Genomic DNA, 22,800 nt, shown 5'->3' on the forward strand with positions numbered 1-22,800 from the left:
GGGGGCTACTTTAGGGCAAATGCTCGCGTTCTGCGCGACCGCACATCTCGTCATGGTCGACCACCAGGTGCAGGGAAGTAGGTCTGGTGCGCATTGAATCGAAGGTGCTCGTTTAGGGTGTGAGGGCGGCTCGGTCGCATAGTCAGTAATGCGTGAACAGCGGTACGTTCCGTGGATGGTTCCACCGAATCGAAAGGCGCTGCATGACAAAGGACTTGACGCAACTCGAACTGCTGACGGAACTGGAACCGGTTGTCGGTGCCAACATCGACCGGCATCTGGCCACAGTCAAGGACTGGTATCCGCACGATTATGTGCCCTGGGACGAGGGTCGCAACTTTGCAGCAATGGGAGGGCAGGATTGGGATCCCGCGCAGTCACGGCTCTCGGAAGTCGCCAAAGTCGCGATGATCACGAATCTGCTCACCGAAGACAATTTGCCTTCCTACCACCGCGTGATCTCCGACAACTTCACCAACGACGGGGCGTGGGGTACCTGGGTCGGCCGCTGGACCGCCGAGGAAAACCGCCACGCCATCGCCATGCGCGACTACCTCCTATGCACCCGCGCTGTCGATCCCGTCGCCCTGGAGAACGACCGGATGGTGCATTTGACGCGCGGCGTGCACGCGCCGGAGAACTTCGCCGGTGTGCTCGATCAAGTCGCATACGTGACCTTCCAGGAGCTGGCTACCCGAATCAGTCACCGCACCACTGCACGAGTCTGCGACGACCCGATCGCCGATCGGATGTTGCAACGCATCGCCACCGACGAGAATCTGCACATGATGTTCTATCGCAACATCACCGGCGCCGCATTCGACATCGCTCCGGACCAGACGATCGAGGCGGTGACCAAGATCACCAAAACGTTTTCCATGCCGGGCACCGGAATGCCGAACTGGCGTCGCAATGGCGTGCTGATGGTCAAGCACGGAATCTACGACCTGCGTCAGCACTTGGACGAGGTCGTATTGCCAGTCCTGCGGATCTGGAAAGTCTTCAACCGCACGGACTTCACCGCACGCGGCGAACGCAGCCGCGAAGAACTCGGCGAGTACCTCGAGAAACTCACTCGCGACGTCATGAAGTTCGAAGAACAGCGCGAGCGCATCCTCGCCCGCGAGGCCGCACGCGTCGGGTAATGACCCCCTGGACGTCACAGTCGCGGATGAACATTCACGCGACTGTGACATCCAGCGCCCGACACTCTGCCGGGGGTCTACCTCGATTGATCCCGTCAGTTACGGACGATCAGGACCGCGCCCGCAACTACCAGGGCCAGCACGATGGCGGCAATGCCGAAGACGAGGCGGTGGTTGCGCAGAGCCGGAATCATAAGGTCGACGGCGTAGCGACCCGGACCGGTGAGGGCGAGCGAGGCGGCGGCCAGGGTGAGCAGCAGTTCGTATTCGATGCCCTTCGGGGCGAAGAAGCCACCGCCCCATTTGACGGCGATCGCATTGAGCAGGGTTCCGACCAGTGCGGCGGCGGCGAGCGGGGTGAGCAGGCCGACGGCAAGGGCGAGTCCGCCGAGGGTTTCACTCAGGCCGGCGACCACGGCCATCGCCTTGCCCGACGGGTAGCCGCTCATCGTGAAGAATGCGCCGGTGCCATCGAGGCCGCCACCGTTGAACCAGCCGAACAGTTTCTGCGCGCCGTGTGCGGCCATGGTGAGTCCGACGGCCAACCGCAGGACGAGTAGACCGAGATCGTAAGTGTGTGTGGGCGTTGCGGTTTCGGTGTTCGCGGCGGGGGCGGTGATGGTCGCGGCCATGGGATGCCTTTCGATGTGGGGTGGATCAGCCGAGCTGGATGGAGCGCCGGGCCATGCCCAGCCAGAAGCCGTCGATGACGGTGCGCTGGTTGGTGAAATCGTCGGCGCCCGCACCGAGGGCGACGAACAGCGGTGCGAAATGGTCGGTGCGCGGATGCGCGAGATGTGCTGCGGGGGCCTTGTTTTCGAAGTCGAGCAGGGCGTCGAGATCGTGGGCGGCGAGGGTTTCGCGGCCCCAGTCGTCGAATTCGGCGGTGAAGTCGTAGACGTGCTCGTCATCAGCGGTGGTGGCGCGCAGGTTGTGGGTGAAGAAGCCGCTGCCGACGATCAGCACGCCCTCGTCGCGCAGCGGCGCGAGCCGACGGCCCAATTCCATCAGGCGCTGCGGGTCCAGCGTCGGCATGGACAGCTGCAACACCGGCACATCGGCGTCGGGATACATCTCCTTCAGCGGCACATAGGCCCCGTGGTCCAGCCCACGATCCGGCACATCGACGACACCGCCGCCGAGCAGCTTGCGCACCTCGACCGCCAGTTCCGGCGCGCCCGGTGCGGCATATTGCACGTGGTAGTAGCGCTCCGGAAAGCCGCCGAAGTCATAGACCAGCGGCACCGTCCTGGTGGCGCCGAGCGCGATCGGCGCGGCCTCCCAGTGCGCGGACACCATCAAAATCGCTGCGGGAAGCGGTAATTCGCGCGACCATGCGGCCAGCTCGCCGGGCCACCGCGGGTGATCGGCCAGCGGCGGGGCGCCGTGCGAGAGGTAGAGCACCGGCATCTGTCCGGCCATCACCGTCCTCCATCCAACTTGTTCAAATTTGAACGCGAACCGACTGTAGCCTATTGTTCAAATTTGAACAACCCCGGTAGGATGGCACTCGTGGCTGACGCGAAATGGCTGAACGAGCGGGAGATGCGCACTTGGCAGGGCTTCCTGGCAGCGGGGGCGCTCGTCGGCCGACAGGTCGAACAGCACCTCAAACACGACGGGCTCTCGCACACCCAGTACGAGGTCCTGGTCCGCCTCGCCGCGGCACCCGAGGGCCAACTGCGCATGACCGAATTGGCCGATGCACTGTACGCCTCGAAAAGCGGTCTGAACTACCAGGTCACCCAAATGGAGAAGGCCGGTCTGGTACGCCGTACAGCGTGCCCCACCGATGTCCGCGGCGTCGTCGCCAACCTCACCGCAGCCGGCCGCGACCGACTCGAGCAGGTCGCCCCCGGTCACGTGGAAACGGTGCGCCGTGTCCTCATCGATGTGCTGACCCCTGAACAGCAGGAGGCCATGGCCACCGGCCTCGGCGAGGTTGCGCGCCGACTCGACTGACCGGCACCGGCCGGGACGACGCGCGATCTCCTGGTGCCGCATCAGCGTTCGAGACGTCCGGCGCCCTGGAGCATGGGCGGCGGCAGCGTCGTTCCGGGGCAGTGACGTGGCGCCGACGGCGGACGCATCCGAGGCTGCTGTGATATCGCTGATCGCACTTCTGTCAGGCGGAAGCGCGGGACTGCGCAGGCAAATCCGTGGCTTGCTCGAATGACTCGGCATGCGGGTACGACCAAAGGACGACAGCGGCCGCGACTTCGGAGTGATGTCACCGGGATTGGGAACGCCGCACAATCAGGGCCGTAAGAAATCTGTTGGGAAACTCTAAGCCCGAACAGATTTGATGCCCAGGTACGGATGTGACGCTGATGGTCGCAGATTTGAGCCGAGAACGGAGAAGACAGTGCCGACAACGTTTCCGAGTTCCGTCACCGAGGCCACATCGGATACGGTGCAGGACTGCCGCCGGCGTGGTTGGACGGTCGCGGAAACGACCAATGGTGTCTGTCTGATCACCGACGCGCAGATTTCGGCCATCGAACTCACGGGGGCACTGGCCGCCACTGTGCGTCGGTACCTCCGGGCCAACAACTTGTCCGGTCCGGTGATCGAAATCCCAGGTCCGCAGCGCCGCGAGATCCACCTCGTCGTCGGCGCGGCCAAGGCGGCCATGGCGATCGGCACACTGCGCGATATGGGCGTCACCGTACACACCGACGGCGCGAGCATCCCGCTCCCGCCGACCCGTCTGTCGGCCGGTTCGGCCTGCTGGGGGATTTCGCCGAGTGAGGCCCGCTGGGTTCCGCCGGTGGTCGCGATCGCCGCCGCAGTCCGGGCCGCCGAGTCCGGCCGTAAGCGGCATGTCGCCGATCTGGCGAGCTGATACGCGTCAGATGGAGGTCGGGCCCGATCGACGGGTCGTCGGCATCGCATCTGCGCTGTCGGTAACTGGTTCGCGGACAACGACTTTCCGCTGGATGCGGCGCAGCCAAGCCGGAGCCCACCAGCACTCGTCACCGAGCAGCTTCATGGTCGCGGGAACCAGCAGCATGCGCAGCACGGTGGCATCGATGAACAGCGCGGTGACCATGCCGAGCGCGATGTACTTCGCACCTCCGATCAGCAATCGGCGCTGTTCGGCCCGAACGTAAACCGGGATCGCGGAACCGCTCGGCCAGAATTGGGGTGATCTCGTCAGTCGCCGCCGAACCACCTGGTATCCACCACAAATGCGGCGCGAACCGCAATCGACTCGGCGCAGTGTGCCCGAGGCCGTCTGACCATCCCCTCCGCGGTCAGACGGCGGCAACTGACGCGCGAGGACATCGACAGTCGAGATGTTGTTACCATTTGGATGATAGACGCATCCGAATGTGCGTGACAACGCCGAACAGGGCACGATCGCCGCGCCAACAGCTACATCTCGGCCATTCGTAGCGCCGCGCGCGAATATCGAACCGTTACGCTGCGCGGCGCCGCAGGAAGCAAGGGAACAGCGAAGGGACCGATGGTTCGTCTGACGAGGGCACAGCAGCAGGACGCCACCCGCAGAAAGGTGTTGGCCGCGGCCAAGTCCGAGTTCGCGCAGCGCGGATTCCGCGGCGCGACGGTCGACGGCATCGCCGAGCGCGCGGATATGACCCGGGGTGCGGTCTACTCCAATTTTCCGGGCAAGCGGGCGCTGTATCTCTCGGTGCTCGCACACGAAGCCGAACAGGCTACCGCGCCCCCATGCGGCGCGAAGGCAACCACACCGGCCGCCGCGCTCGGCGCGTTCGCCAGCACCTGGCTCGAACAACTGCCGCAGTCGAGCCAGTACGAATACGGCGAGGACGAGCAATTCACCTCCCCCGCGCTCAGCGTCGATTTCGTACCCGACGTCCTGATGAGCGAACAGATCCGGCGACCGTTCGCACAGCTGCTCGCGCTCGACGCGCTGCTGCTGGCCGTATCGCTGCGGGCAATCAGCCAGCCGACGTCCGCGCCGCTGGAAAGTTTCATCGCCAGCGCCGAATCCGTGCTGACGATCCTGTACGGGACGACCCAGCTGTCCTACGTCGCGCCCGAATTCACCGATCCGGCACGGGCCATCGCGCTGTGCGAACAGGTCGCACTACTCGGCGGCGTGAAAACGCCGAGCCCGCCGTCCCCGACCGACGCGCGCGTCACTCGGGTCGACGAGCCTTGGGAGCCGCCGAGCTGCATCGATCGCGTACGCGCCGACTCGGCCCGGCTGGACGGCGACGGCCTGATCGCCGTCGTCGGCATGCACCGGATCGCCACCATCGAAGCGGCGCTGTCGATCTGGCCCGAGCACACCGATATCACGCTGGCACTGCTGAGCGATCGCCCCGCTGAACTCGCACCGTTGGCGCGGCTGGCGATCGCGGATATCTGCCGGTCATTGCGCTATGCGTTTCCGATCGCGGCGCTACCTCGGCTACAGGTGGTCGTCGATGATGCCGGAACACTAGCGACCGCATGCGGATTCGACCGGGTCGACGACAATTCCGAGTTCGCGGTGCTCGTCGAGAACGGCCGCATCACGGCGCGGGCCGAGGGGCGGGGCGCGGGCAAGGCCGCGGCAACCGAATACGCCAGTTCATCGGCTCCGGACCGAGCGTAAGTCTTCCAGGGTGCCGAGCGTTTTCGCCAGCGCCTGACAGGCACCCGCGCCCGTCGCCCGCGCCACCACCCGTTCGCCGTCGACGACGACCGCACTCTCGGTGTCGTCATCGACGGTATCGACGCCGCACGACCGTGCGAGTTTGCCGGATTCGTCGAGAACCACCTGCATGCCGGGAACCGCGGGGCACGGAAATGCGGCGCGCAGCGACCGGCTGATGTCGCTGACCGCGAGTCGAGCCAGCTGTGCCACCTCCGTCCCGTCCGCGGTGGCCATCGCGACCGTGGTGCGACCTCCCCTGGGCTGGTCACGCAGGATATCCGCGACGGCACCGAGCTTGTTCATCCCGAGTACGGCAACCACGTTCGCGCCCGAGAGATCCGCAGCCACCGTGTGGACCAGGTCGCGGCACGGTGGTGGCGTCCACGGTTCGTCGACGCCGGTCACCGCGACGGTGTCCGCCATAGCCCGGGTGGTGTCGTCGATCCGATGGTGCACCATCTGCTCGCATGTGGCGATCACTTTCGCTCCGTCCACGAATTCCGGTGCGACGAAAGATAATTGGGTCGCACCGTAGAGCAGGGTGATCACCGATTCGGCGATACCGAGCCAACGGCCGGGCAGCACGGACTCACCACCGCCGTCCAGGCCCGCCAGCGCCAGGCCGAGGAGGATGGCGTCCAGTTTGATCAGCTGCACGAACGAGCCGCGTAGACATTCGTCGACGACGAGTTCGGGAATGAGGTCGTGCGCCAGCATCGGTGACTGCAGCTGCGAGACCCCGGCGACCGGATTTGCCGAACCGGGCAGCCGGTCGACCCAGGTGCGGGCGAATCGGCCGACCGCCGCTACCGGTGTGCGCGCTGGGCGAGCATCCAGCAGTTCCGGCGCCCCCTCGGCCTCCGCGGCCAGCACCGCCAGGTACAACGCCCGCTTACCAGTGAAGTTGGAGTACACCGCGCCGCGAGTGAGATCCGCGCGCTCGGCGATGTCATCCACCGTCGCGCCCCGAAAACCGCGTTCGGCGAATTCCGCCTTGGCCGCCGCTAGGACCCGGTCGCGATTGCGTTGCTGCAATGCGGCTCTGCTCTGACGACTCATCGGTTCTCCACCAACCGTTCTGTTCGTTTACAGATGCGCATACCATCCAAATGTTGATACCATCTCAATGCTACGTGCGACTGAGTACGAGCGAGGCGGGCATCGAAGGACGGGTAGTGGGCATCACCAGGTACGAATCTGGGTCGCGAACCGCGGCCACGGTGCTCGACGAGGCCAAGCGTCTGGTCGAGCCCGCATACCGCTGCTCCCTGGACCGCATTGCCCCACCGATCCGAATGATCGTCGGCTACCACGCCGGCTGGCTGGACGCCACGGGAAGGCCCAGCAAACAGGTCGGCAAATCGATTCTCCCGGCGCTGGTACTCGCATCCGCCAAGGCCGTGGCATACGCGGAGCCACCGCAGGGTGTCACCGAGGCCGTCGCGGTCGAGCTCGTGCACGATTTCTCATTGCTGCACGACGACCTGACCGACGGCGACGAGCAGCGACGCAGCCGCCGATCGGCCTGGTCGGTCTATGGCGAACGCGGCGCCCAGCTGGCCGGAGATGCGTTACTGGCCATGGCGATCAACGAGATGGTCGGCCGCCCCGGCATCACGCTGCTGTCGAAAGCCCTCGACGCGCTGTGCAACGAAAAATTCGCGGATATCGAGCCCGAACAACGCGAGACCGTCGACGAATCCCTCGCGATGATCGAGTCGAAGACCGCGGCACTGTTGTCCTGCGCCTGCGAAATGGGCGCGATCGCCGGTGGCGCCGACCAGGAACAAGCCAGAGCGCTGGCCGAATTCGGGCACCATCTCGGCATCGCATTCCAATTGATCGATGACATGCTCGGCATCTGGGGCAATCCGAGCGTGACCGGTAAGCCGCTGTACCCCGACCTCGCCAACCGGAAGAAATCCCCGCCGATCGCGCGCGCACTGGATTCGACCGGACCCACCGCGGATGTGCTGCGCGAGTTGTATCGAGATGTCGGCCGAGATACCGAAACGCTGCACCGGATCGCCTGCCTGATCGAACTCACCGGAGCGCGCGAGTGGGCGGAACGGGAAGCCCGCCGGGAGCTCGATGCCGCGTTGGACTGCCTCACCGGCGTATCCGCCGACGATGCCACCGAGGATCTTCGACTACTCGCCGCGATGATGACGAGCAGGTCCGCATGAAGAACCCGATCGAGTCGATCCCGCTAGCTCCGAACACGGTCCCGATTCTCGGCCACGGCATCCGTTTTCTCACCGACCCGATCGGATTTCTGTCCTCACTCCCCAGCCACGGCCGCCTCAGCCGAGTCCAATTGGGCCCGCTGCCGGTCGTGGTGGTCTGCGATCCCCAGTTGGCCCGGGTGGTGCTGCTCGACGACCGCACCTTCGATCGCGGCGGACCACTCTACGATCGCTCCCGCGAGGTCGCGGGCGATGGCATCGGAACCTGCCCGCACAGCAGGCACCGTCGGCAGCGCCGCCTGAGCCAACCCGCCTTCCAACCGGGACGTATGCCCGGATACTCCGAGGCCATGGTCGACTCGATCGAAGACGTGATCGGCTCCTGGCAGGACGGACAGCAAATCCAGCTAGGCGCGGAAATGTCGAAACTCACTGTCCGGGTGGCAGTTCGGACAATGTTCTCCTCGTCGTTCCCGGAGACCTCGGTGCAGCAGGTCGCCGACGATTTCGCGACCATCGCCGGGAGCATATTCCGGCGAATGGTGTTGCCGCCTGCCGTCAATCGACTGCCCACACCGGCCAACCGGCGCTATTACCAGGCTCGGAACCGGCTGCGGGCGGTGGCCGCCGAACTCATCGAACAGCGGCGGGCCGACAATCGCGACCACGGTGATCTGCTGTCCTCCCTCATGCGTGCCCGCGATCCGGACTCCACCGGCGCGCAGGTCGCGATGAGCGACGAGGAACTGATCAACCAGGTCTTCACTTTTCTGTTCGCCGGTGCGGAAACCACCGCGAGCACATTGACCTGGGCGCTGTATCTGCTCGGACGAAATCCGGAGCTACGAAGGCAGGTTCAGCAGGAGGTCGATACTGTGCTGAGCGATCGAACCGCTCGCTACCAGGACTTGGCGAATCTTCCGGTCGTCAATCGGGTGGTGACCGAAACCCTACGGTTGTATCCGGCCGGATGGTTGCTCACGAGGGTGGTTTCTGCGGACACCACCCTCGACGGCGTCCCACTTCCGGCGGGCACGACCGTCGCGGTCAGTCCGCACGTCATTCATCGGCGCGATGAAATCTATGAGCGGGCAGGCGAATTCGTGCCCGATCGGTGGATCGGCGCGGAGCCGGACCGAACGCTGTTCATATCCTTCGGCGCCGGTGCGCGACGCTGCATCGGTGACCAGTTCGGACTGGTCGAGGCTAGTTTGGCATTGGCGACGATCGCGGCACGCTGGCGCATCGATCCGCTATCGAGTCGGCCCGTGCCCGTATCGCTCGCGCACCTGCCCGCGCCGACGAAGCTCGGTATGCGGGTGTGGCGTCGAGATCCGGTGGCCGTCAATGCATCCACATCGGAGCTGGGTAGATAGATATGACCGCACCCCCCGAATCGGTCGTGCGCCGCACGGTCGGCGTGCTGACCAGCGGCCTACTGCGTGAGTTCCACATCTGCTGGTCGTTCAGCGCAGGCGACCTCACCGCAACCGTTGTACCCGCGACGACCTTCGCGGTCGCCGCATGGGCGAGCACCCATGCAGGTGTCACCGCACTACCGCTGGTGTTGGCCGAATGTCTCGTCTATTTCTGGCTTTACATCTACACGTTCAACCTGTCCAACCAGCTGACCGGCATCGAGGAGGATCGCCACAACAAGCCGCACCGGCCGCTTGTGGTCGGACTCCTCACCCCGCAGGGCGCCAAGTGGCGGCTGGTCTGGGTCACTGCCGCCTTCCTCGCAGTGGGTGCGATGCTGCAGGTCCTGGAATGGACGGTGCTCTGGATCGTGGCGTGGGTCTTCCACAATCACTTCGGCGGTGCCCGCGCACTGTGGGGTAAGAATGCCGCCATGGTCGCGGGAACGATCGCCCAACTCGCGGCCGCCTGGCAAATCGTGACTCCGCTGACCCCGGCGGCCTGGACCTGGATCGCGGCGATAGCCATACCCCTGGGTGCGCTGGTATCCCTGCAAGATCTACGCGATATCGACGGTGATGTGGCGGTCGGAAGACGCACCGCCGTAGTGGTTTTCGGTGAGTCGGCCTGCCGCCGGTTCTTTGCGGCGGCATTCGTGATCTATCCGGTTGCCATGCATTTCGTCGTCTATCGGGACGCACCGGCCCCCGCGGCACTGCTCGCACTGGCCGCGGCGCTGCTGTCCTTCGTCATCGCCTACCGCGTACTCCGCCGGCGCGATCGCCGTGCCGACCACACCACCTACCTGCTCTATACCTACTGGTACTGCCTGACTCTGGCCACCGCGGTCCTCGCTTTCGCAACGTGATCCTCGGCAGGACGCGCCCACGCAAAACGCGATGACGGGTAACAGTCCGGTGGCTACCGAGGTCGGCGACCAAGACTCCGTCAACACACAAGCCCACCATCACCCGTCTTGTGAACCAGCCCAAGTCGAGATTCACGCCTGGCCCTGATCGGGGTCCCGGTAGTGATCGTGCGAAAAACAACGACAATGGCTTGACCAGCGGCGATGTCCAGCTTCCGGTTCGGGCTGCGCGGCAACATATTTGGTGCTTGGCTTGGCTGCCGATGAGGTTGGTCGGTGTGCTGGAGGTCGGGTTTCGTGGCGATGCAGGTGTTCGCGGACGAGGAGTTGGTGCGTCTGCGGGAGTTTCCGGACATCAGCCGCGAGGAGTTGTTCCGGTTCTTCACGCTCACCCCGGCCGATATCGCGTTCATCACCCCGGGGCGTGGGCGCGGTCCGGGAGAGCGGCTGGGTCTGGCGGTGGCGTTGTGCACGCTGCCGTGGCTGGGATTCGTGCCGGACAAGGTGGCCGCGGCGCCACCGGTCGTGGTGGCGCGGCTGGCCGAGCAGTTGAAAGTTGATGCGTCGCTGATCCGTTCATACGGCAAGCGGGCACAGACGCGCACCGAGCATCTGCGGCTGGTGGCGCAGTATCTGGGCTGGCGGGCAGCCGGGGCGATGGAGTTGAAGGAACTCGACGAGTTCCTGTTGGCACGGGCGATGGAGCATGATTCACCGACGTTGCTGTTCCGGCTGGGGTGTGAGTATCTGGGCTCGGCGCGGGTGATCCGGCCCAGCCCCGACACCGTCGTTCGCCGTGTTGTGCACGCGCGCGAGCGCGCGCAACGCGAGACCTACGACCGGTTGGCGCACGAGCTGACGCCGCAACGCTGCGTGGAGTTGGACGGCTTGCTGGTCATCGATGCCTCGATCCGGATGTCGCGGTTGCGGTGGCTCGCGACCGGCCCGGTGGAGGCGTCGGCGGCTGCGGTGCGCAACGAGGTCGAGAAGCTGGGGTTCGTCCGCGGTTTGGGCGCGGACACCCTGGACTTGTCGGTGCTGCCTGCGGAGCGTCGCCGGTTTTTGGCCACGCTGGGTCGCCGTCTGACCGGTCAAGCGTTGGAGCGGCGTGACCCGGAGCGCCGGTATCCGATCTTGTTGACGGTGTTGGCGCAGTCCGCGGCCGAGGTGCTCGATGAGGTGGTGGCGCTGTTCGATCAGGCGCTGTCGGGGAAGTTCAGTGCCGCCGAGAACCGGATGCGGGAGGAACTCGCCGAGCGCGGCAAGAGCGGGGAAGACCGGCAAGCGCTGCTGGACGACCTCCTCTCCATCCTCATCGACCCGCAGATCCCCGACGAGGACGTCGGCGGATTGATCCGCGGCCAGCGCATCGGGTGGGAACGGCTGCGGGCGGCGAAAGCCCAAGCCCGCCCGCGGCTTCCGCGTGATCACGGGCACCTGGCCGCCCTCGACAGTTCGTATTCGTATCTGCGGAAGTTCACCCCGGCGGTGCTCTCGGCAGTCCGGTTCGCTGGCGGCACCGCGGCCACCGAGCTGCTGATCGCGGTGAACATGCTGCGCGAGCTGAATGCGACCGGCCGCCGCAAGGTGTTCGACGACGCGCCGACCGGATTCGTGCCGACCAAGTGGCGCGGCTACCTCGACGACGCCCGCAAGACCGGCAACACCGTTGCCTACCGGCCCGTTGCTGACCCGCAAGCTGAATCTGGACCTGATCGCCGAGCACTACGACGACCTGCTGCGGTTGGCCGGATCGCTGAAGTTCGGGCACGCCACCGCGTCGCTGCTGGTCGGCAAGCTATCGGCATCGGGACGGCAGAACGCCCTCGCAGCGGCGCTGAAAGAATACGGCGCGATGCGCCGCACCATCTACGCCTGCCGGTATCTGACCGATCCGGACTACCGGCGCAAGATCTCCCGCCAGCTCAACAAGGGCGAATCCATCCACGCCCTCAAACGCGGCCTCATCTACGCCCACGAAGGGGCCTTCCGCGCCCGCCACCTGGAAGCCCAGACCGAACAGGCATGGTGTCTGACCCTGGCCACGAACGCCGTGATCGCCTGGACGATAGAGTATTTCGGGCTGGCGGTGGACCAGATGCGCCGTCAGGGCCGCCGCATCGATGACGAGGTGCTGGCCCACATCTCTCCGGCGCACAGCGAGAACATCAACTTCTTCGGCGCGATCGAGGTCGATATCGATGCCGAGTTGGCCCAGCTCGGGCCGACCGGCTACCGGCCCCTGCGAATGCGCGACACACTGTTCTGATATCTGAGGTCACGCTCCCGCCCGACAGCGAGAACTTGTGGCCGTTTCGAACCGCGCACCCGAGGGACGCTCGGCAGGGGTGAGTTCACCGTGGTTCTCGGCGGGCGCGGCGCCGTCGTTGCAGGCCAGGGTGGATTCCGGCCGGGAGGTCCGCGTGTGCGGCGATGCGATGAAGCAGCGGCAGTAGCAGGTTTCGCTCGGTCCCGTCGAGGGGTGCGAGGATTTCCGATTCCAGTGCGTCGGCCTCGGATTGGATCGCCTCGAGCACCGCTCGGGCGTGATCGGTGAGGTGGACCGCGTGTGCGCGCCGGTCGTCGGGATGCGGGCGCCGGGTCACCAGTGCGCGTTCCTCGAGCTCGTCGACCAGACCGACCATCGCGTTGCGGTGCACCCGCAGCAGATCCGCGAGTTCCTGCTGGCTGCGGCCATCGCTGGCCGCCAGGTGGCCCAGGACCGCGAAGTGGGCCGGATCCAGATCCAATCGCGCGAGCTGCTCGGTGAACCGGTATGCCACGTGATGGCCGATCTGCGACAACAGGAATACCCCACGCGAGTCCAGCGGCCGGTTCACCATGACCCCACTTTAGCAACCCAACATGACTGCCACATAGATTGATTGACATTTAAAAAGACTGTCATTTAAGGTGACAATATGACAGCTCCTAACAACCCCACCGTCCCCGCCACCGACGCCCCGGTCACAGTGATCAACACGATGACCGTTCCCGCGGCGCAGCGGGACCTGTTCCTGCGGCGCTGGCGCGACAGCGCCCAGTACATGGCGGCCGCGTCCGGTTTCCGCCGGTCCCGGATGTTCGAGGCGGCCGGCGACGCGGCCGAGGCGGTCTTCGTCAATGTCGGGGACTGGGACAGCGGCACCGCCCTGGGCCGCGCCCTGAGCACCCCGGAATGGCGTGAGTTGACCCTGCGGATCCAGAACGATCTCGACCTCACCGCGCGGCCGATGATCTACCACCTCGCTATCGACGTGGCACCCGGCGACATGATGTCCCCGGTGACCGCCGGGCGGTAACTCGAAGATTCACCGCCCGGCTGGCTCGCACGAGAGCGCGGCCGGCCGGGCAACACCCCTCGGCGGGGCCGGATGCCTTGCCGAACAAAAGCTCACCGTCCGAGTGTCACAGGAGACCGACCATGTCGCGCAAGAACGTCAACACCGTCCTGGCCACCGCCACTGTCCTGTTCACCTTCTACCTCGCGTTGTCCTTCATCCTGACCCCCGCGACGTCGGCGCCGGGCTTCGGCCTGCCGACCTGGCCCGCCGGCGACGGCGGCGGCTTCCTCATCGTGAAGGGGTGCCGCGAACTCGCGATGGGCCTGGGCTCGGGCATCCTGCTGATGACGGGCCAGCGTCGCGCCCTGGGCTGGGTCCTGCTGACGACGGCCGTCGCCCCGTTCGGCGACATGGTCAACGTCCTGGTCCACCACGGCTCCGCGGCCACCGCATTCGGCGTCCACGGCCTGACCTCCGCACTGATCGCGGCCACGGGCCTGCTGATCCTCCGCGAGACCAGCAAGGCCCCGACGTCCCAGAAGGACGCCGCCCCAGCGCTCACCGCGCAGCCCGCCTGAGGTCTACCCGCCGCGAACGACCGCACCATATTTCACGAACGAGGACTCGATGAACTCGATGAAACAGCTCTACTGGGCCGCCGTCGGCTACACCGCACTGGGACTGCCCTCGGGCCTGCTCTACCGCGAACTCACCAAGGCCCACCAGTTCACCGGCAAAACCGAACTCGCCGTGGTCCACACTCACCTGCTGGCACTGGGAACACTGTTCTTCCTGATCGTCCTGGTGCTCGAACATCAACTCACCCTGTCGAACACCCGCGCCTATCGCTGGTTCTTCCCCGTCTACAACATCGGTGTCCTGTGGGCGTCGGCGTGCATGACCATCATCGGCAGCCGGACCGTCCTCGGGCACGGCGAATACAAGCCACTATCGGAGCTGTCCGGCGTCGGTCACGTCCTGCTGACGATCGGATTCGTGCTGTTCTTCCTCACCGTGTACCAGGCCATCACAGCTCGCAGCGAGGAGCCGGTCCCCTCCTGACCTCCGGTATGGCAAGTCCATCGACTGCGGCGGCACGCATTCTCACAAATGATCGTTCACGAGACATATTGGGCCGCTGCGGATTCCCGCAGGTCGGATTCGGCCGAACCTGTAAAGATTGCCGTGTACGCGGCATCGTCAACCTGTCGGGGGTTCGCATTACGCTGCGCGGCATGCGAATCGGCTACGGGCGGGTCTCCACCCGCGACCAGCATCCCGAAGCCCAGCACGACGCACTCACCGCGGCCGGCTGCGAACAGATCTTCATCGACAAAGCCTCCGGCAAACTCGCCTCCCACCCCGAACTGACCAAGGCGCTGCTCGTCGCCAACCGACCCGCAGACCAACTGGTGGTCACCAAGCTCGACCGGCTCGGCCGCTCCCTCGAACACCTCATCGAACTGTCCAAGACGCTGCAGGAGCGCGGCGTGGACCTGGTCGTGCTCGATCAGGGCATCGACACCTCCACCGCGGTCGGCCGCATGTTCTTCCAAATCCTCGGCGCGATAGCAGAATTCGAACAGGCCCTAATGTCCGAACGCACCCGCGACGGGCTTGCCGCCGCCCGTGCCCGCGGACGCACCGGCGGACAGAAACCCAAACTCGGCTCCCGGCAGGTCGAACTGGCCCGGCAGATGTACGACGAACTCGACGAACACGGCAAGCGCCGCTACACCGTCGCCCAGATCGCCACCGAGTTCGGCGTCACCCGCCCCACCATCTACCGCCACCTCGGCAAGACCTCATAGCCCGATCAACCTGCTACAACGCCGAATCCGTTCCTCGACCGACCCCAAGTGACGGGAAGCCACGGTCCCTCCGGTTATTAGGGAACAACCATCTCGGGGAACGGGACCATGGCCTCCCAGCAGAGGGGTTGCCACACACGCATTCGTCTACACACGGTCCACCGAATGTCTATGACCGACCGTGCCCGCGCACAGACCCACCCCGCCAGGTCCACCATCGTTGCTGGTCAAGCCATTGTCGTTGTTTTTCGCACGATTACTACCGGGACCCCTGATCACGCCGACAGGTCGGTCGACTCGGCTCGCGCCATCTTGACCAGCATGTCGTGCAACTCCTTCGCCAACTTCCCCGCCCGATCGCCGTGCAGCGCGACATCGGTGAAGGCATCGAGCAGGGCGAGGCTCGGATCCAGCGGGTTGTAGGTGAGATCCGCACTGCGACGCAGTGATTCGGTGATCAGTCGGCGCTGCGCCTCGTGCCGGGCCCGAAAGTCCCCCGCGACATCGAGCGCACAACCGAACTCACGCACGACCGCCGCGTACACCGGCCTATCGGCGTTGCGGCGCCGCCGCAACCACCTACGCGGCTGCGCACCCTTGGTGGCCGGGACCAAGGTCGCCAAGGCACCCCCGTCGAGCACCATCCAAATCGCTGACGTATCCGATTGTGGCAATGCCGGAGACGGCCCATGCGAAGCGGGCCCGCTATCGTTCGGGTCGGTAATCCGTATGCCGCGCAAGGCAATCGGATATCTGGTGAGCATGTCATCCACCGCTGCCGTCACCTCCCCGACAACGTAGGTGTCGACATTCGGCCCATCGAATCCGACGATGTCCAGACCGTGCTGCGCCGCCAACTCGACAGCGGTCGTCGGCTTCGCCGAATCGACGGAATCCGCACGGGAGCACGGCATCTCGATGTCAGGATATGTCGGAAGCCGTACCGCCTCGGACTTCTCGACACAGACCGGCAGCGGCACAGACTGCGGCTTCAACTCCTCCGCGGATGGCCACACCACCCCGGGCTCCCCCATGTAGAGCGGCAGCGGTACCGACTCCGGCTCTTGCCTGTAGACCGGCACCGACACCGACTCCGGCTCTTGCCCGTAGACCGACACCGACTCCCGCTCTTGCCCGTAGACCGGCACCGACTCCGGCTCCTGAACGTCGGCCGCTACCGGCACTGCCTCCAGCCCCCGGACATCCGCGGGTAACGCCCCTTCCGCAGGCCCGGCAGAAACCACTGACAACGGGACCATCTCGGGCGCTGCAAAATCCACCCGCGGGCGTGCCGTCTCGGGTTCGGAGATATAGGCCGGTAGCGGCCGAGCCTCATACTCCCGAACACCTGCAGGCAACGGCACCGCCCCGGGTGCCTCGATTTCCACCGGCGCACGTCCCGATTCGGGAACTGAAACGTCAGCTGGTAGCGGCACTTCATCCACGCCACTGACATCCACCCGAAGCGACAGAGCCTCGGGTTCGCGAATATCCTCCGGCAGTGCCTCCGCCGCTGGCTCCACGACATCAGCCGACAACACCGACCCGGGGTCCTGAACATCCGTCGGCAGCGCCACCGCCGCAGCCTCCACGACATCAGCCGACAACACCGACCCCGGATCCCAAATATCCGCTGGTAGCGCCACCGCCGCGGGCTCGGCGGCATCCGCAGGGAACGGCACGGCCGCAGGTGCCACAGGATCCATCGGCGGGCGCACCGACTCGGGATCCGAAACGTCGACCGACACAGGTGAAGCCGGGCGTTCTGCGACCTTGACCGGTACAGGTTCCGCGATATTCACCGACGGCGGCAGAGGGTCCGACGGCCGAACATCACCGGCCGGCGAAACTACCTCCGGCGCTTGAACTTCCGCCGACGGTCGAATCGCTTCCGGGTTCGCGGTCTCACCAAGCGGACCACTCGGTGCCGACACGGCTTCCGGTTCCCGGATATCTCCCGGTGACGCCGCACCACCGGACACCGACTCCACCAGGAACGGCATAGCCGCTGGCGCCTCGATGTCGTCCACCGGCGCGGGTATCGACTCGGGTTCCGAAACACCCACCGAAAGCGACGTCGGTGCGGCTGGGGCTGCGAGTGGGATCGGTTCCGGTGCAGGGGATGTGGAGGGTTCGGCGGGTGCTTTCGGTCTCGCCGGGCGCGGACGGACGGTGCGTTGCGACCACGGGGTGTCCACTGTCCGACGGGACCACGGAGTTGGTGCGGGCTCGCGCACGAGGGGGCGATGCCGACTTGCTGTGGGTTGGTCTGTCGTCGGTCGACCTGAGGCGGTTTCCGACCGCACTGCCGCAGTTGCGAAATCCGAATGCACCACAGCAGGCGAAACGTCCGAATGCGCCACAGCAGGCGCGGCGACCGAATTCACCTCCACGGATGCCGCATCCGAACGCGCCTCTTCGGACGACGCAACCGACTCCACCTCCGCGAATTCGATCGCGGCCTTCAGCTCGACGACGGTTCGGTTGGCTTCGGCGATGAGGCGCTCCAATCTCGTCACCATTGCCCGCAGTTCGCCCGGATCGAACCGCGACCGCTGCATCACCAAGTTCTCCTGCTGTGTCGTTACCGCGGTCAGGTGCAACCGGGTGTGCTGACCCGTAACCACGATCCGATTCGCATGGACCCGAGTGCGGACAGTGGCACAGTCAATTTTCACTCAGGTCGTCAAACCTCCCGAGAGTGGGAAGTCCACACCTTGCCGGGCTCGGCTGGTTCGGGCAGGGTTCATCGGTCGGAATCAGAGGGCGCCGCCACCTTCGATCAACCACGGGTTGAAGCGGCAGTCCAAATTCGAATGGTGCGCGGGATCCAGGGCCGCGAGCGCGATGGAAGCCGAACGCGGTGAACCACCGCCCACCTCACCGCCGCCATCGACACCCTGGCAACCAGATGCGTCGTTGGCATCACCCCGCACCGCGACCATCTGGAACAGGGTGTGCGCCGCTCCATCGGCATCGTCACCGCCCTCACTCCCCACATCGGGTACGCCGCCAGCGCCCGAATCGCCAAGCAGGCCTTGCACACCGGCCGCCCAGTCGAGGAAGTCGCCACCGAACTCGGCCTGCTGCCCGCCGCAACCGTGAAATCCCTACTGCGCCGCACCGACTCGCCGGACTGCCGGCCCCGGCGACCGAACCCGCTGCGGCGCAGTAGTTACCGCGGTCGCCCCACTGCGACACGGTGTTTCATGCCTCGGTCGTCGGGCGGCCTTGTGCATCGAAGTGCGCGTGCGTCGGCTTCGAACACGCCGAACACGCCGATGTCAGCGTGGCGACATAGATCTGCGGGCCGGTTGGGCTAGCATGGCAGCGCTGTGCGACGTGGCGGCGTTCGCGCAGCGAACGGGGAAGGAACCTGCCCGGCGGCACACTGTGTCGCCGGGCGGGTCGAAAACTTCTCGTGTGTGGACCCCGGTGCCGATCCCAGAGGCCAAGGCGCGCACTGAATCGCCGCATTCCTTGTGAGCATCGCTGCACGGTAGTCGAAACCTTCTCCCCCGAGGGTGCCTCGCTCCACGACGTTGTCGATGAAGTTCGCTCGATGCTCGCCGACGAATTGCTGGACATCGCTGGTCTTTCCGTGCACGACGCCGCCAGCGGGGCTCGAGTATCACGACGCAGCAGGCTCCAGCCGCGACTACCGGCGGGCGGAACAGCGCTTGTCTCGGCGAACGCCGCGAGAATCGTCGGTCGGCAGCACACTCACGAAAGGTGCTGCGAGAACCGGTATTCGGACAAATCGGAGTGTGCTGGTCCCAGCCGGAAAGACTGTCGGGCACGTGCAAGAATCGTCCGCGATGATCACCTATCTTGAAGCGACTGTCATCGGTGCGGTGCAGGGGGTCACCGAGCTGTTTCCGATCTCCAGCCTCGGTCACTCCGTGCTGATCGCCGCATGGGTGGGCGGTGATTGGCGGAAGTTGTTGGTCCAGAACGAGTCCGGTGCGGGTAATCCCTATCTGGCTTTCGTGGTCGCGTTACACGTGGCAACAGCGGTGGCGTTGCTCGGGTATTACTGGCGCGACTGGTGCGCGATAATCGCCGGTTTCGTGGCGACGCTGCGCACCCGGCGGCTTGATACCGTTCCGCAGCGAATGGCGTGGCTGATCGTGATCGCCTCCACGCCGGTCGCCATCCTCGGGCCGCTACTCGTCCATCCACTGCACGCATTGTTCGAGGGGCCCATCGATGCGGCCGTCTTCCTGACTCTCAATGGCGTGGTGTTGGTGATCGGTGAGGGGCTGCGCCGACGCAATGAGCCGACGCTGGCGGAATACGGGCGACGTTTCGCCCTCACCGCCGCATCGCATCCGGCCCGCCAATCCGACCGGCCGCTGGCCGCCCTCGGGACGCGCGACGCCGTAGGAATCGGATTCGCGCAAGCCGGCGCCCTGCTGACCGGGTTCAGCCGCGCGGGTCTGACCATGGTCGGGGGATTGTGGCGCGGTCTCGAACACACCCACGCGGCCAAATTCGCCTTCCTGCTTGCCACTCCGGCAATCCTCGGCGCCGGGATCGTGGAATTACCGGAACTGTTCGGACCGGAGACCGACGGCATCCGCGGGCCGATACTTGTCGGCGCCATCGTGTCCGGGGCGTCGTCCTGGCTGGCCGTGCGCTACCTGGAGCGGCACTTCCAAACTCGCACCCTGCTACCGTTCGCAACGTACTCACTGATCGTCGGACTGCTCTCGATTGTCCACTTCAGCTGAATCCATCTTCGACAAACAGGGTTTCGTGCTCAGATGACAACACCGGACTATGACGAATTCGGACTGTTCGCCGAGAATGCGGCCGAGGCCGGGCTGCCCTGGTCCGGTCCGCCCCAGGTGCAACGGTTCTCGATCGACATCGGCTCTGGTCGCCAGATCAGTGGTCTGCGCTGGGGTGCGGGCGAGCCGGAGTTGGTGCTCTTGCATGGGGGCGCGCAGAACGCGCATACCTGGGACACCGTGGCGCTGGCGCTGAACCGCCCACTCGTCGCACTGGACCTACCCGGCCACGGCCATTCCGACTGGTGGCCCGACCGTCTGTACACACCGCACCGGCTGGCCGAGGCAGTCGCCACCGCCGTCGAAACCGTGGCGCCGCAAGCGAAGGCGGTTGTCGGTATGTCCCTCGGTGGGCTGACCGCGGTGCGACTGGCCGCGCGCCGCCCGGACCTGGTGCGCCGCTTGATCATCGTCGACGTCACCCCGGGCACCGGCGACAACCCGAACAAGTCCGCGGCGATAGTCGCGTTCGTCAACGGCCCCACCGATTTCGGATCCTTCGACGAGATCCTGCAGCGCACCGTCGCGCACAATCCGAGCCGGTCGGTCCGGTCGCTCCGGCGCGGAGTCCTACACAACGCACGCCCACGCGACGACGGCCGCTGGATCTGGCGCTACGACCGACTCCGCGCTACCGCCGACGGGTCGGTCGACTTCAGCCCACTGTGGGACGACGTATCCGCCGTACAAGCACCACTACTACTCGTACGCGGCGCACACTCACCGGTTGTCGACGACGCCGACGTCGCGGAGTTGCTCCGCCGCCGCCCCCGCGCGCAGGTCGCGGTCGTCGACGGCGCCGGACACTCGGTGCAGGGCGACCGGCCCCTCGACCTCGCGGCGCTCGTCCGCGACTTCGCCTTCCCCGCCGAATGATCGCTATGACTTCGGCGCGTATCGCTACCGGCGTAGCGCCGATCGGGTGAACGCCGCGTTCAAACGCTTCAGGAAGGGGCTGCCCGGCCGGGTCTCGTGCAGGGCCTCGGTGAGTAGGGCGATGGGTTCGGTGCAGGTGGGGTAGCGCGCGCTCGGATCCTTTGCGAGCGAACGGTGCACGATCGAGTCGACCTCCGGTGGGATCCAGTGCCGGCGGGCGGAGATATCGGGGGGCGGATCGTGCAGGTGGGCCTGCGCGGTGGCCATGAGATTTCCGCGGGGGAACGGCGGGCGGCCGGTGAGCAGCTCGATGGCGGTGGAGATCAGTGCGTACTGGTCCGTCGCCGGGCATACGGCGCCCGCCTGCAGCAGCTCTGGTGCGGCGTATGGTACCGAGACGACGACGAAACCATTTGTGGCCAGGGGCGGTTCGGGCCGGTGCAGCCATCGGGCCTGGTCGAAATCCGAAAGTTTCACCGTCGCAGGGTCGTCGGTGCCCACCAATAGATTGGCCGGTTTGACGTCGAGATGCACGATGTCGTTGGCGTGCACGAAATCCAAACCCGCCGCGACCCGAGTGAGCACGTGCAGCACCCGCCGCAGGTCCGGCTGCCGGTGCGGCATCGGCACCAATATCGCACCAGTTGTACCTGCCACGTACTCGTGCGCCGACCACAGCCTGCCGTCGGTTTCACCGTGGGTGTACATCCGCACGATATTGGGATGCCGCAGCACGGACAGGATGTCGAATTCGTGCACGAAGCGCGCACGCGCCTCGGATGACCGGCTGTCCTCGGGACCCAGAATCTTCAGCGATACCGGCCGCGCCCGTTCCGGATCCTCGGCCAGATACACATCACTGCTACCGCCATGACCAAGCCGAGCCTGCACAACGAATCCAGCAAACCGGTCATTCGGTTCCAGTACCACCGCCACACCGTAGTTCGCCGACGCCCGGCATCGGCGGCGCAACCTCTCGCTGCTGGGAAATCGGGTTCGGTCAGTTCTTGGGTATGCGTTCGTGCAGGGTCAGCAGAACGTGATCGAAGGTGGCGACGGTCGCGGGTTCGGGCGCCGGGACAGAGGCCAGCTCGGCGATCAGTTGTTCGGCCAGCACGCGCAGCTTGACATTGGTTTCCTGCGAGCGCCAAATCAGCACCTTGAACGCCTGCTCGGCATTGATCCCGTACAGCCGCATCAACACACCCTTGGCCTGTTCGATCACCGCACGCGCCTCGATCAGTTCCGGCAAACGCACCTCGAGCGCCTCACGTTCGGCTTCGGCGAGGGTGGCGCTGAGGTCGATATAGAAACCGGTCGTGCCCACCGGTTGGCCGTCGTCGTCGAGGATTCGGTCGGCGACCACCATGACATTGTGTTCGGCCCCGGAGGTGTCGATGAACCGGTGGCGGCTCGAGAACGGTTCGCCGCGGTCGACCGAACGGGCGATGCGTTCGGCGACGGGTTCGCGGTCGTCGGGATGTTTGTGGGCCAGCAGCAGTTCGGTGGTCGGCTCGATTTCCCCGGGCCGGTAACCGTGCATCCGGTAGACCTCCGGCGACCACTCCCACCGGCGGCTGGCGAACCAGAAGCGGAAGCTACCGACCGCGGACCGCGCACCCGACTGGCGGAGCGGCGCATCCGCGGCATGGATCGGAGATCCGGACGAAGACGTCACCAACCAATTATGGCCCTCGCGACCCGTCTGGGACGCAGGATTTCTTTCCGGAAAGCTGCTGGTCAAGTTCGCTCGTCGAGCAGCCGCCACGCCGTGAGCGCGAGCCTGGC

General features: G+C 65.7%; 22 protein-coding genes and 2 pseudogenes. 15 read left to right on the top strand and 9 right to left on the bottom strand.

From position 1 onward, the window contains the following. Positions 1-203 precede the first annotated feature (203 nt). On the top strand, positions 204-1,145 hold the full coding sequence (locus ACQPXH_RS16880; protein ID WP_433597488.1) for an acyl-ACP desaturase: 942 nt from the start codon (positions 204-206) through the stop codon (positions 1,143-1,145). A gap of 95 nt (positions 1,146-1,240) precedes the next feature. Here ACQPXH_RS16880 and ACQPXH_RS16885 read toward each other — a convergent pair whose 3' ends face one another. Next, positions 1,241-1,777 carry a DoxX family protein gene (locus ACQPXH_RS16885; protein WP_433597489.1) on the bottom strand — a complete coding sequence of 179 codons (537 nt, stop codon included), beginning with the start codon at positions 1,775-1,777 and terminating at the stop codon, positions 1,241-1,243. Between the two features lie 25 nt (positions 1,778-1,802). Continuing rightward, positions 1,803-2,567: a dioxygenase family protein gene (locus ACQPXH_RS16890; protein ID WP_433597490.1), complete on the bottom strand. Its 765-nt coding sequence runs from the start codon at positions 2,565-2,567 to the stop codon at positions 1,803-1,805. Positions 2,568-2,657: 90 nt separating this feature from the next. On the opposite strand from ACQPXH_RS16890, the gene ACQPXH_RS16895 reads away from it, so the two are divergent. Continuing rightward, positions 2,658-3,107 (top strand): MarR family winged helix-turn-helix transcriptional regulator, encoded by a 450-nt coding sequence (locus ACQPXH_RS16895; protein ID WP_433597491.1) that lies wholly within the window; start codon positions 2,658-2,660, stop codon positions 3,105-3,107. A gap of 403 nt (positions 3,108-3,510) precedes the next feature. Continuing rightward, the gene (locus ACQPXH_RS16900; RefSeq protein WP_433597492.1) at positions 3,511-3,990 is read left to right on the top strand and encodes a hypothetical protein; all 480 of its coding nucleotides are present in this window, start codon (positions 3,511-3,513) and stop codon (positions 3,988-3,990) included. A gap of 39 nt (positions 3,991-4,029) precedes the next feature. On the opposite strand, the pseudogene ACQPXH_RS16905 reads toward ACQPXH_RS16900, so the two are convergent. Then, positions 4,030-4,215: pseudogene (locus tag ACQPXH_RS16905) on the bottom strand (hypothetical protein); the annotation flags it as partial. Positions 4,216-4,614: 399 nt separating this feature from the next. Here ACQPXH_RS16905 and ACQPXH_RS16910 point away from each other — a divergent pair. Further along, positions 4,615-5,733, top strand: coding sequence for a TetR/AcrR family transcriptional regulator (locus ACQPXH_RS16910; RefSeq protein WP_433597493.1), 1,119 nt, complete (start codon positions 4,615-4,617; stop codon positions 5,731-5,733). On the opposite strand, the gene ACQPXH_RS16915 is transcribed toward ACQPXH_RS16910, so the two are convergent. Further along, positions 5,710-6,834: a TetR/AcrR family transcriptional regulator gene (locus ACQPXH_RS16915; protein WP_433597494.1), complete on the bottom strand. Its 1,125-nt coding sequence runs from the start codon at positions 6,832-6,834 to the stop codon at positions 5,710-5,712. The two genes, ACQPXH_RS16910 and ACQPXH_RS16915, sit on opposite strands and share 24 nt — an antisense overlap. A gap of 74 nt (positions 6,835-6,908) precedes the next feature. Between ACQPXH_RS16915 and ACQPXH_RS16920 the strand changes: the two genes are divergently transcribed. From ACQPXH_RS16920 to ACQPXH_RS16935, 4 genes and pseudogenes are all read left to right on the top strand, one after another. Further along, complete coding sequence (locus ACQPXH_RS16920; protein ID WP_433597495.1) at positions 6,909-7,961, top strand: polyprenyl synthetase family protein; 1,053 nt, start codon at positions 6,909-6,911, stop codon at positions 7,959-7,961. After that, positions 7,958-9,337, top strand: a complete 1,380-nt coding sequence (locus ACQPXH_RS16925; protein ID WP_433597496.1) for a cytochrome P450 — start codon at positions 7,958-7,960, stop codon at positions 9,335-9,337. Before ACQPXH_RS16920 ends, ACQPXH_RS16925 begins: the two co-directional genes overlap by 4 nt. Before the next feature lie 2 nt (positions 9,338-9,339). Further along, entirely contained in the window at positions 9,340-10,248 is a 909-nt protein-coding gene (locus ACQPXH_RS16930; protein WP_433597497.1) for a UbiA family prenyltransferase, read from the top strand. 375 nt (positions 10,249-10,623) lie between these two features. Next, a pseudogene (locus ACQPXH_RS16935) lies at positions 10,624-12,517 on the top strand (Tn3 family transposase); the annotation flags it as partial. Positions 12,518-12,602: 85 nt separating this feature from the next. On the opposite strand, the gene ACQPXH_RS16940 reads toward ACQPXH_RS16935, so the two are convergent. Beyond that, positions 12,603-13,091, bottom strand: a complete 489-nt coding sequence (locus ACQPXH_RS16940; protein ID WP_433597498.1) for a MarR family winged helix-turn-helix transcriptional regulator — start codon at positions 13,089-13,091, stop codon at positions 12,603-12,605. A 78-nt stretch (positions 13,092-13,169) separates the two neighbouring features. Here ACQPXH_RS16940 and ACQPXH_RS16945 point away from each other — a divergent pair, with 78 nt between their 5' ends. The 4 genes from ACQPXH_RS16945 to ACQPXH_RS16960 all read left to right on the top strand — a co-directional run bounded on the left by ACQPXH_RS16945 (position 13,170) and on the right by ACQPXH_RS16960 (position 15,343). Further along, complete coding sequence (locus tag ACQPXH_RS16945; protein ID WP_433597499.1) at positions 13,170-13,550, top strand: antibiotic biosynthesis monooxygenase family protein; 381 nt, start codon at positions 13,170-13,172, stop codon at positions 13,548-13,550. Positions 13,551-13,672: 122 nt separating this feature from the next. Then, complete coding sequence (locus ACQPXH_RS16950; protein WP_433597500.1) at positions 13,673-14,110, top strand: DUF4267 domain-containing protein; 438 nt, start codon at positions 13,673-13,675, stop codon at positions 14,108-14,110. A gap of 49 nt (positions 14,111-14,159) precedes the next feature. Continuing rightward, a complete protein-coding gene (locus tag ACQPXH_RS16955) occupies positions 14,160-14,594 on the top strand; it encodes a DUF2871 domain-containing protein (RefSeq protein ID WP_433597501.1) in 435 nt (144 codons plus the stop codon). A gap of 173 nt (positions 14,595-14,767) precedes the next feature. Further along, complete coding sequence (locus ACQPXH_RS16960; RefSeq protein ID WP_433597502.1) at positions 14,768-15,343, top strand: recombinase family protein; 576 nt, start codon at positions 14,768-14,770, stop codon at positions 15,341-15,343. A gap of 275 nt (positions 15,344-15,618) precedes the next feature. Here the strand turns inward: ACQPXH_RS16960 and ACQPXH_RS16965 are convergent, their stop codons facing one another. Then, complete coding sequence (locus ACQPXH_RS16965; RefSeq protein WP_433597503.1) at positions 15,619-17,970, bottom strand: hypothetical protein; 2,352 nt, start codon at positions 17,968-17,970, stop codon at positions 15,619-15,621. Positions 17,971-18,102: 132 nt separating this feature from the next. Beyond that, positions 18,103-18,387 carry a hypothetical protein gene (locus ACQPXH_RS16970; protein WP_433603702.1) on the bottom strand — a complete coding sequence of 95 codons (285 nt, stop codon included), beginning with the start codon at positions 18,385-18,387 and terminating at the stop codon, positions 18,103-18,105. On the opposite strand from ACQPXH_RS16970, the gene ACQPXH_RS16975 reads away from it, so the two are divergent. The 3 genes from ACQPXH_RS16975 to ACQPXH_RS16985 all read left to right on the top strand — a co-directional run bounded on the left by ACQPXH_RS16975 (position 18,301) and on the right by ACQPXH_RS16985 (position 21,012). Beyond that, entirely contained in the window at positions 18,301-18,666 is a 366-nt protein-coding gene (locus tag ACQPXH_RS16975; protein ID WP_433597504.1) for a hypothetical protein, read from the top strand. The two genes, ACQPXH_RS16970 and ACQPXH_RS16975, sit on opposite strands and share 87 nt — an antisense overlap. A 495-nt stretch (positions 18,667-19,161) precedes the next feature. Further along, positions 19,162-20,076, top strand: a complete 915-nt coding sequence (locus tag ACQPXH_RS16980; protein WP_433597505.1) for an undecaprenyl-diphosphate phosphatase — start codon at positions 19,162-19,164, stop codon at positions 20,074-20,076. 33 nt (positions 20,077-20,109) lie between these two features. Further along, positions 20,110-21,012, top strand: coding sequence for an alpha/beta fold hydrolase (locus tag ACQPXH_RS16985; RefSeq protein ID WP_433597506.1), 903 nt, complete (start codon positions 20,110-20,112; stop codon positions 21,010-21,012). Between the two features lie 24 nt (positions 21,013-21,036). On the opposite strand, the gene ACQPXH_RS16990 is transcribed toward ACQPXH_RS16985, so the two are convergent. Then, positions 21,037-21,942, bottom strand: a complete 906-nt coding sequence (locus tag ACQPXH_RS16990; protein WP_433597507.1) for a serine/threonine-protein kinase — start codon at positions 21,940-21,942, stop codon at positions 21,037-21,039. Between the two features lie 70 nt (positions 21,943-22,012). After that, positions 22,013-22,666: a PAS and ANTAR domain-containing protein gene (locus ACQPXH_RS16995; RefSeq protein WP_433603485.1), complete on the bottom strand. Its 654-nt coding sequence runs from the start codon at positions 22,664-22,666 to the stop codon at positions 22,013-22,015. Positions 22,667-22,800 lie beyond the last annotated feature (134 nt).

It is taken from the genome of Nocardia sp. CA-135953 (genome assembly GCF_050955735.1).
Lineage (GTDB): Bacteria > Actinomycetota > Actinomycetes > Mycobacteriales > Mycobacteriaceae > Nocardia.

Bases quoted from the DNA above. Each gene is read 5' to 3' on its own strand.
- ACQPXH_RS16880 (WP_433597488.1), top strand. From the start codon at position 204: ATGACAAAGGACTTGACGCAACTCGAACTGCTGACGGAACTGGAACCG.
- ACQPXH_RS16885 (WP_433597489.1), bottom strand. From the start codon at position 1,777: ATGGCCGCGACCATCACCGCCCCCGCCGCGAACACCGAAACCGCAACG.
- ACQPXH_RS16890 (WP_433597490.1), bottom strand. From the start codon at position 2,567: ATGGCCGGACAGATGCCGGTGCTCTACCTCTCGCACGGCGCCCCGCCG.
- ACQPXH_RS16910 (WP_433597493.1), top strand. From the start codon at position 4,615: ATGGTTCGTCTGACGAGGGCACAGCAGCAGGACGCCACCCGCAGAAAG.
- ACQPXH_RS16915 (WP_433597494.1), bottom strand. From the start codon at position 6,834: ATGAGTCGTCAGAGCAGAGCCGCATTGCAGCAACGCAATCGCGACCGG.
- ACQPXH_RS16925 (WP_433597496.1), top strand. From the start codon at position 7,958: ATGAAGAACCCGATCGAGTCGATCCCGCTAGCTCCGAACACGGTCCCG.
- ACQPXH_RS16930 (WP_433597497.1), top strand. From the start codon at position 9,340: ATGACCGCACCCCCCGAATCGGTCGTGCGCCGCACGGTCGGCGTGCTG.
- ACQPXH_RS16940 (WP_433597498.1), bottom strand. From the start codon at position 13,091: ATGGTGAACCGGCCGCTGGACTCGCGTGGGGTATTCCTGTTGTCGCAG.
- ACQPXH_RS16945 (WP_433597499.1), top strand. From the start codon at position 13,170: ATGACAGCTCCTAACAACCCCACCGTCCCCGCCACCGACGCCCCGGTC.
- ACQPXH_RS16950 (WP_433597500.1), top strand. From the start codon at position 13,673: ATGTCGCGCAAGAACGTCAACACCGTCCTGGCCACCGCCACTGTCCTG.
- ACQPXH_RS16955 (WP_433597501.1), top strand. From the start codon at position 14,160: ATGAACTCGATGAAACAGCTCTACTGGGCCGCCGTCGGCTACACCGCA.
- ACQPXH_RS16960 (WP_433597502.1), top strand. From the start codon at position 14,768: ATGCGAATCGGCTACGGGCGGGTCTCCACCCGCGACCAGCATCCCGAA.
- ACQPXH_RS16980 (WP_433597505.1), top strand. From the start codon at position 19,162: ATGATCACCTATCTTGAAGCGACTGTCATCGGTGCGGTGCAGGGGGTC.
- ACQPXH_RS16985 (WP_433597506.1), top strand. From the start codon at position 20,110: ATGACAACACCGGACTATGACGAATTCGGACTGTTCGCCGAGAATGCG.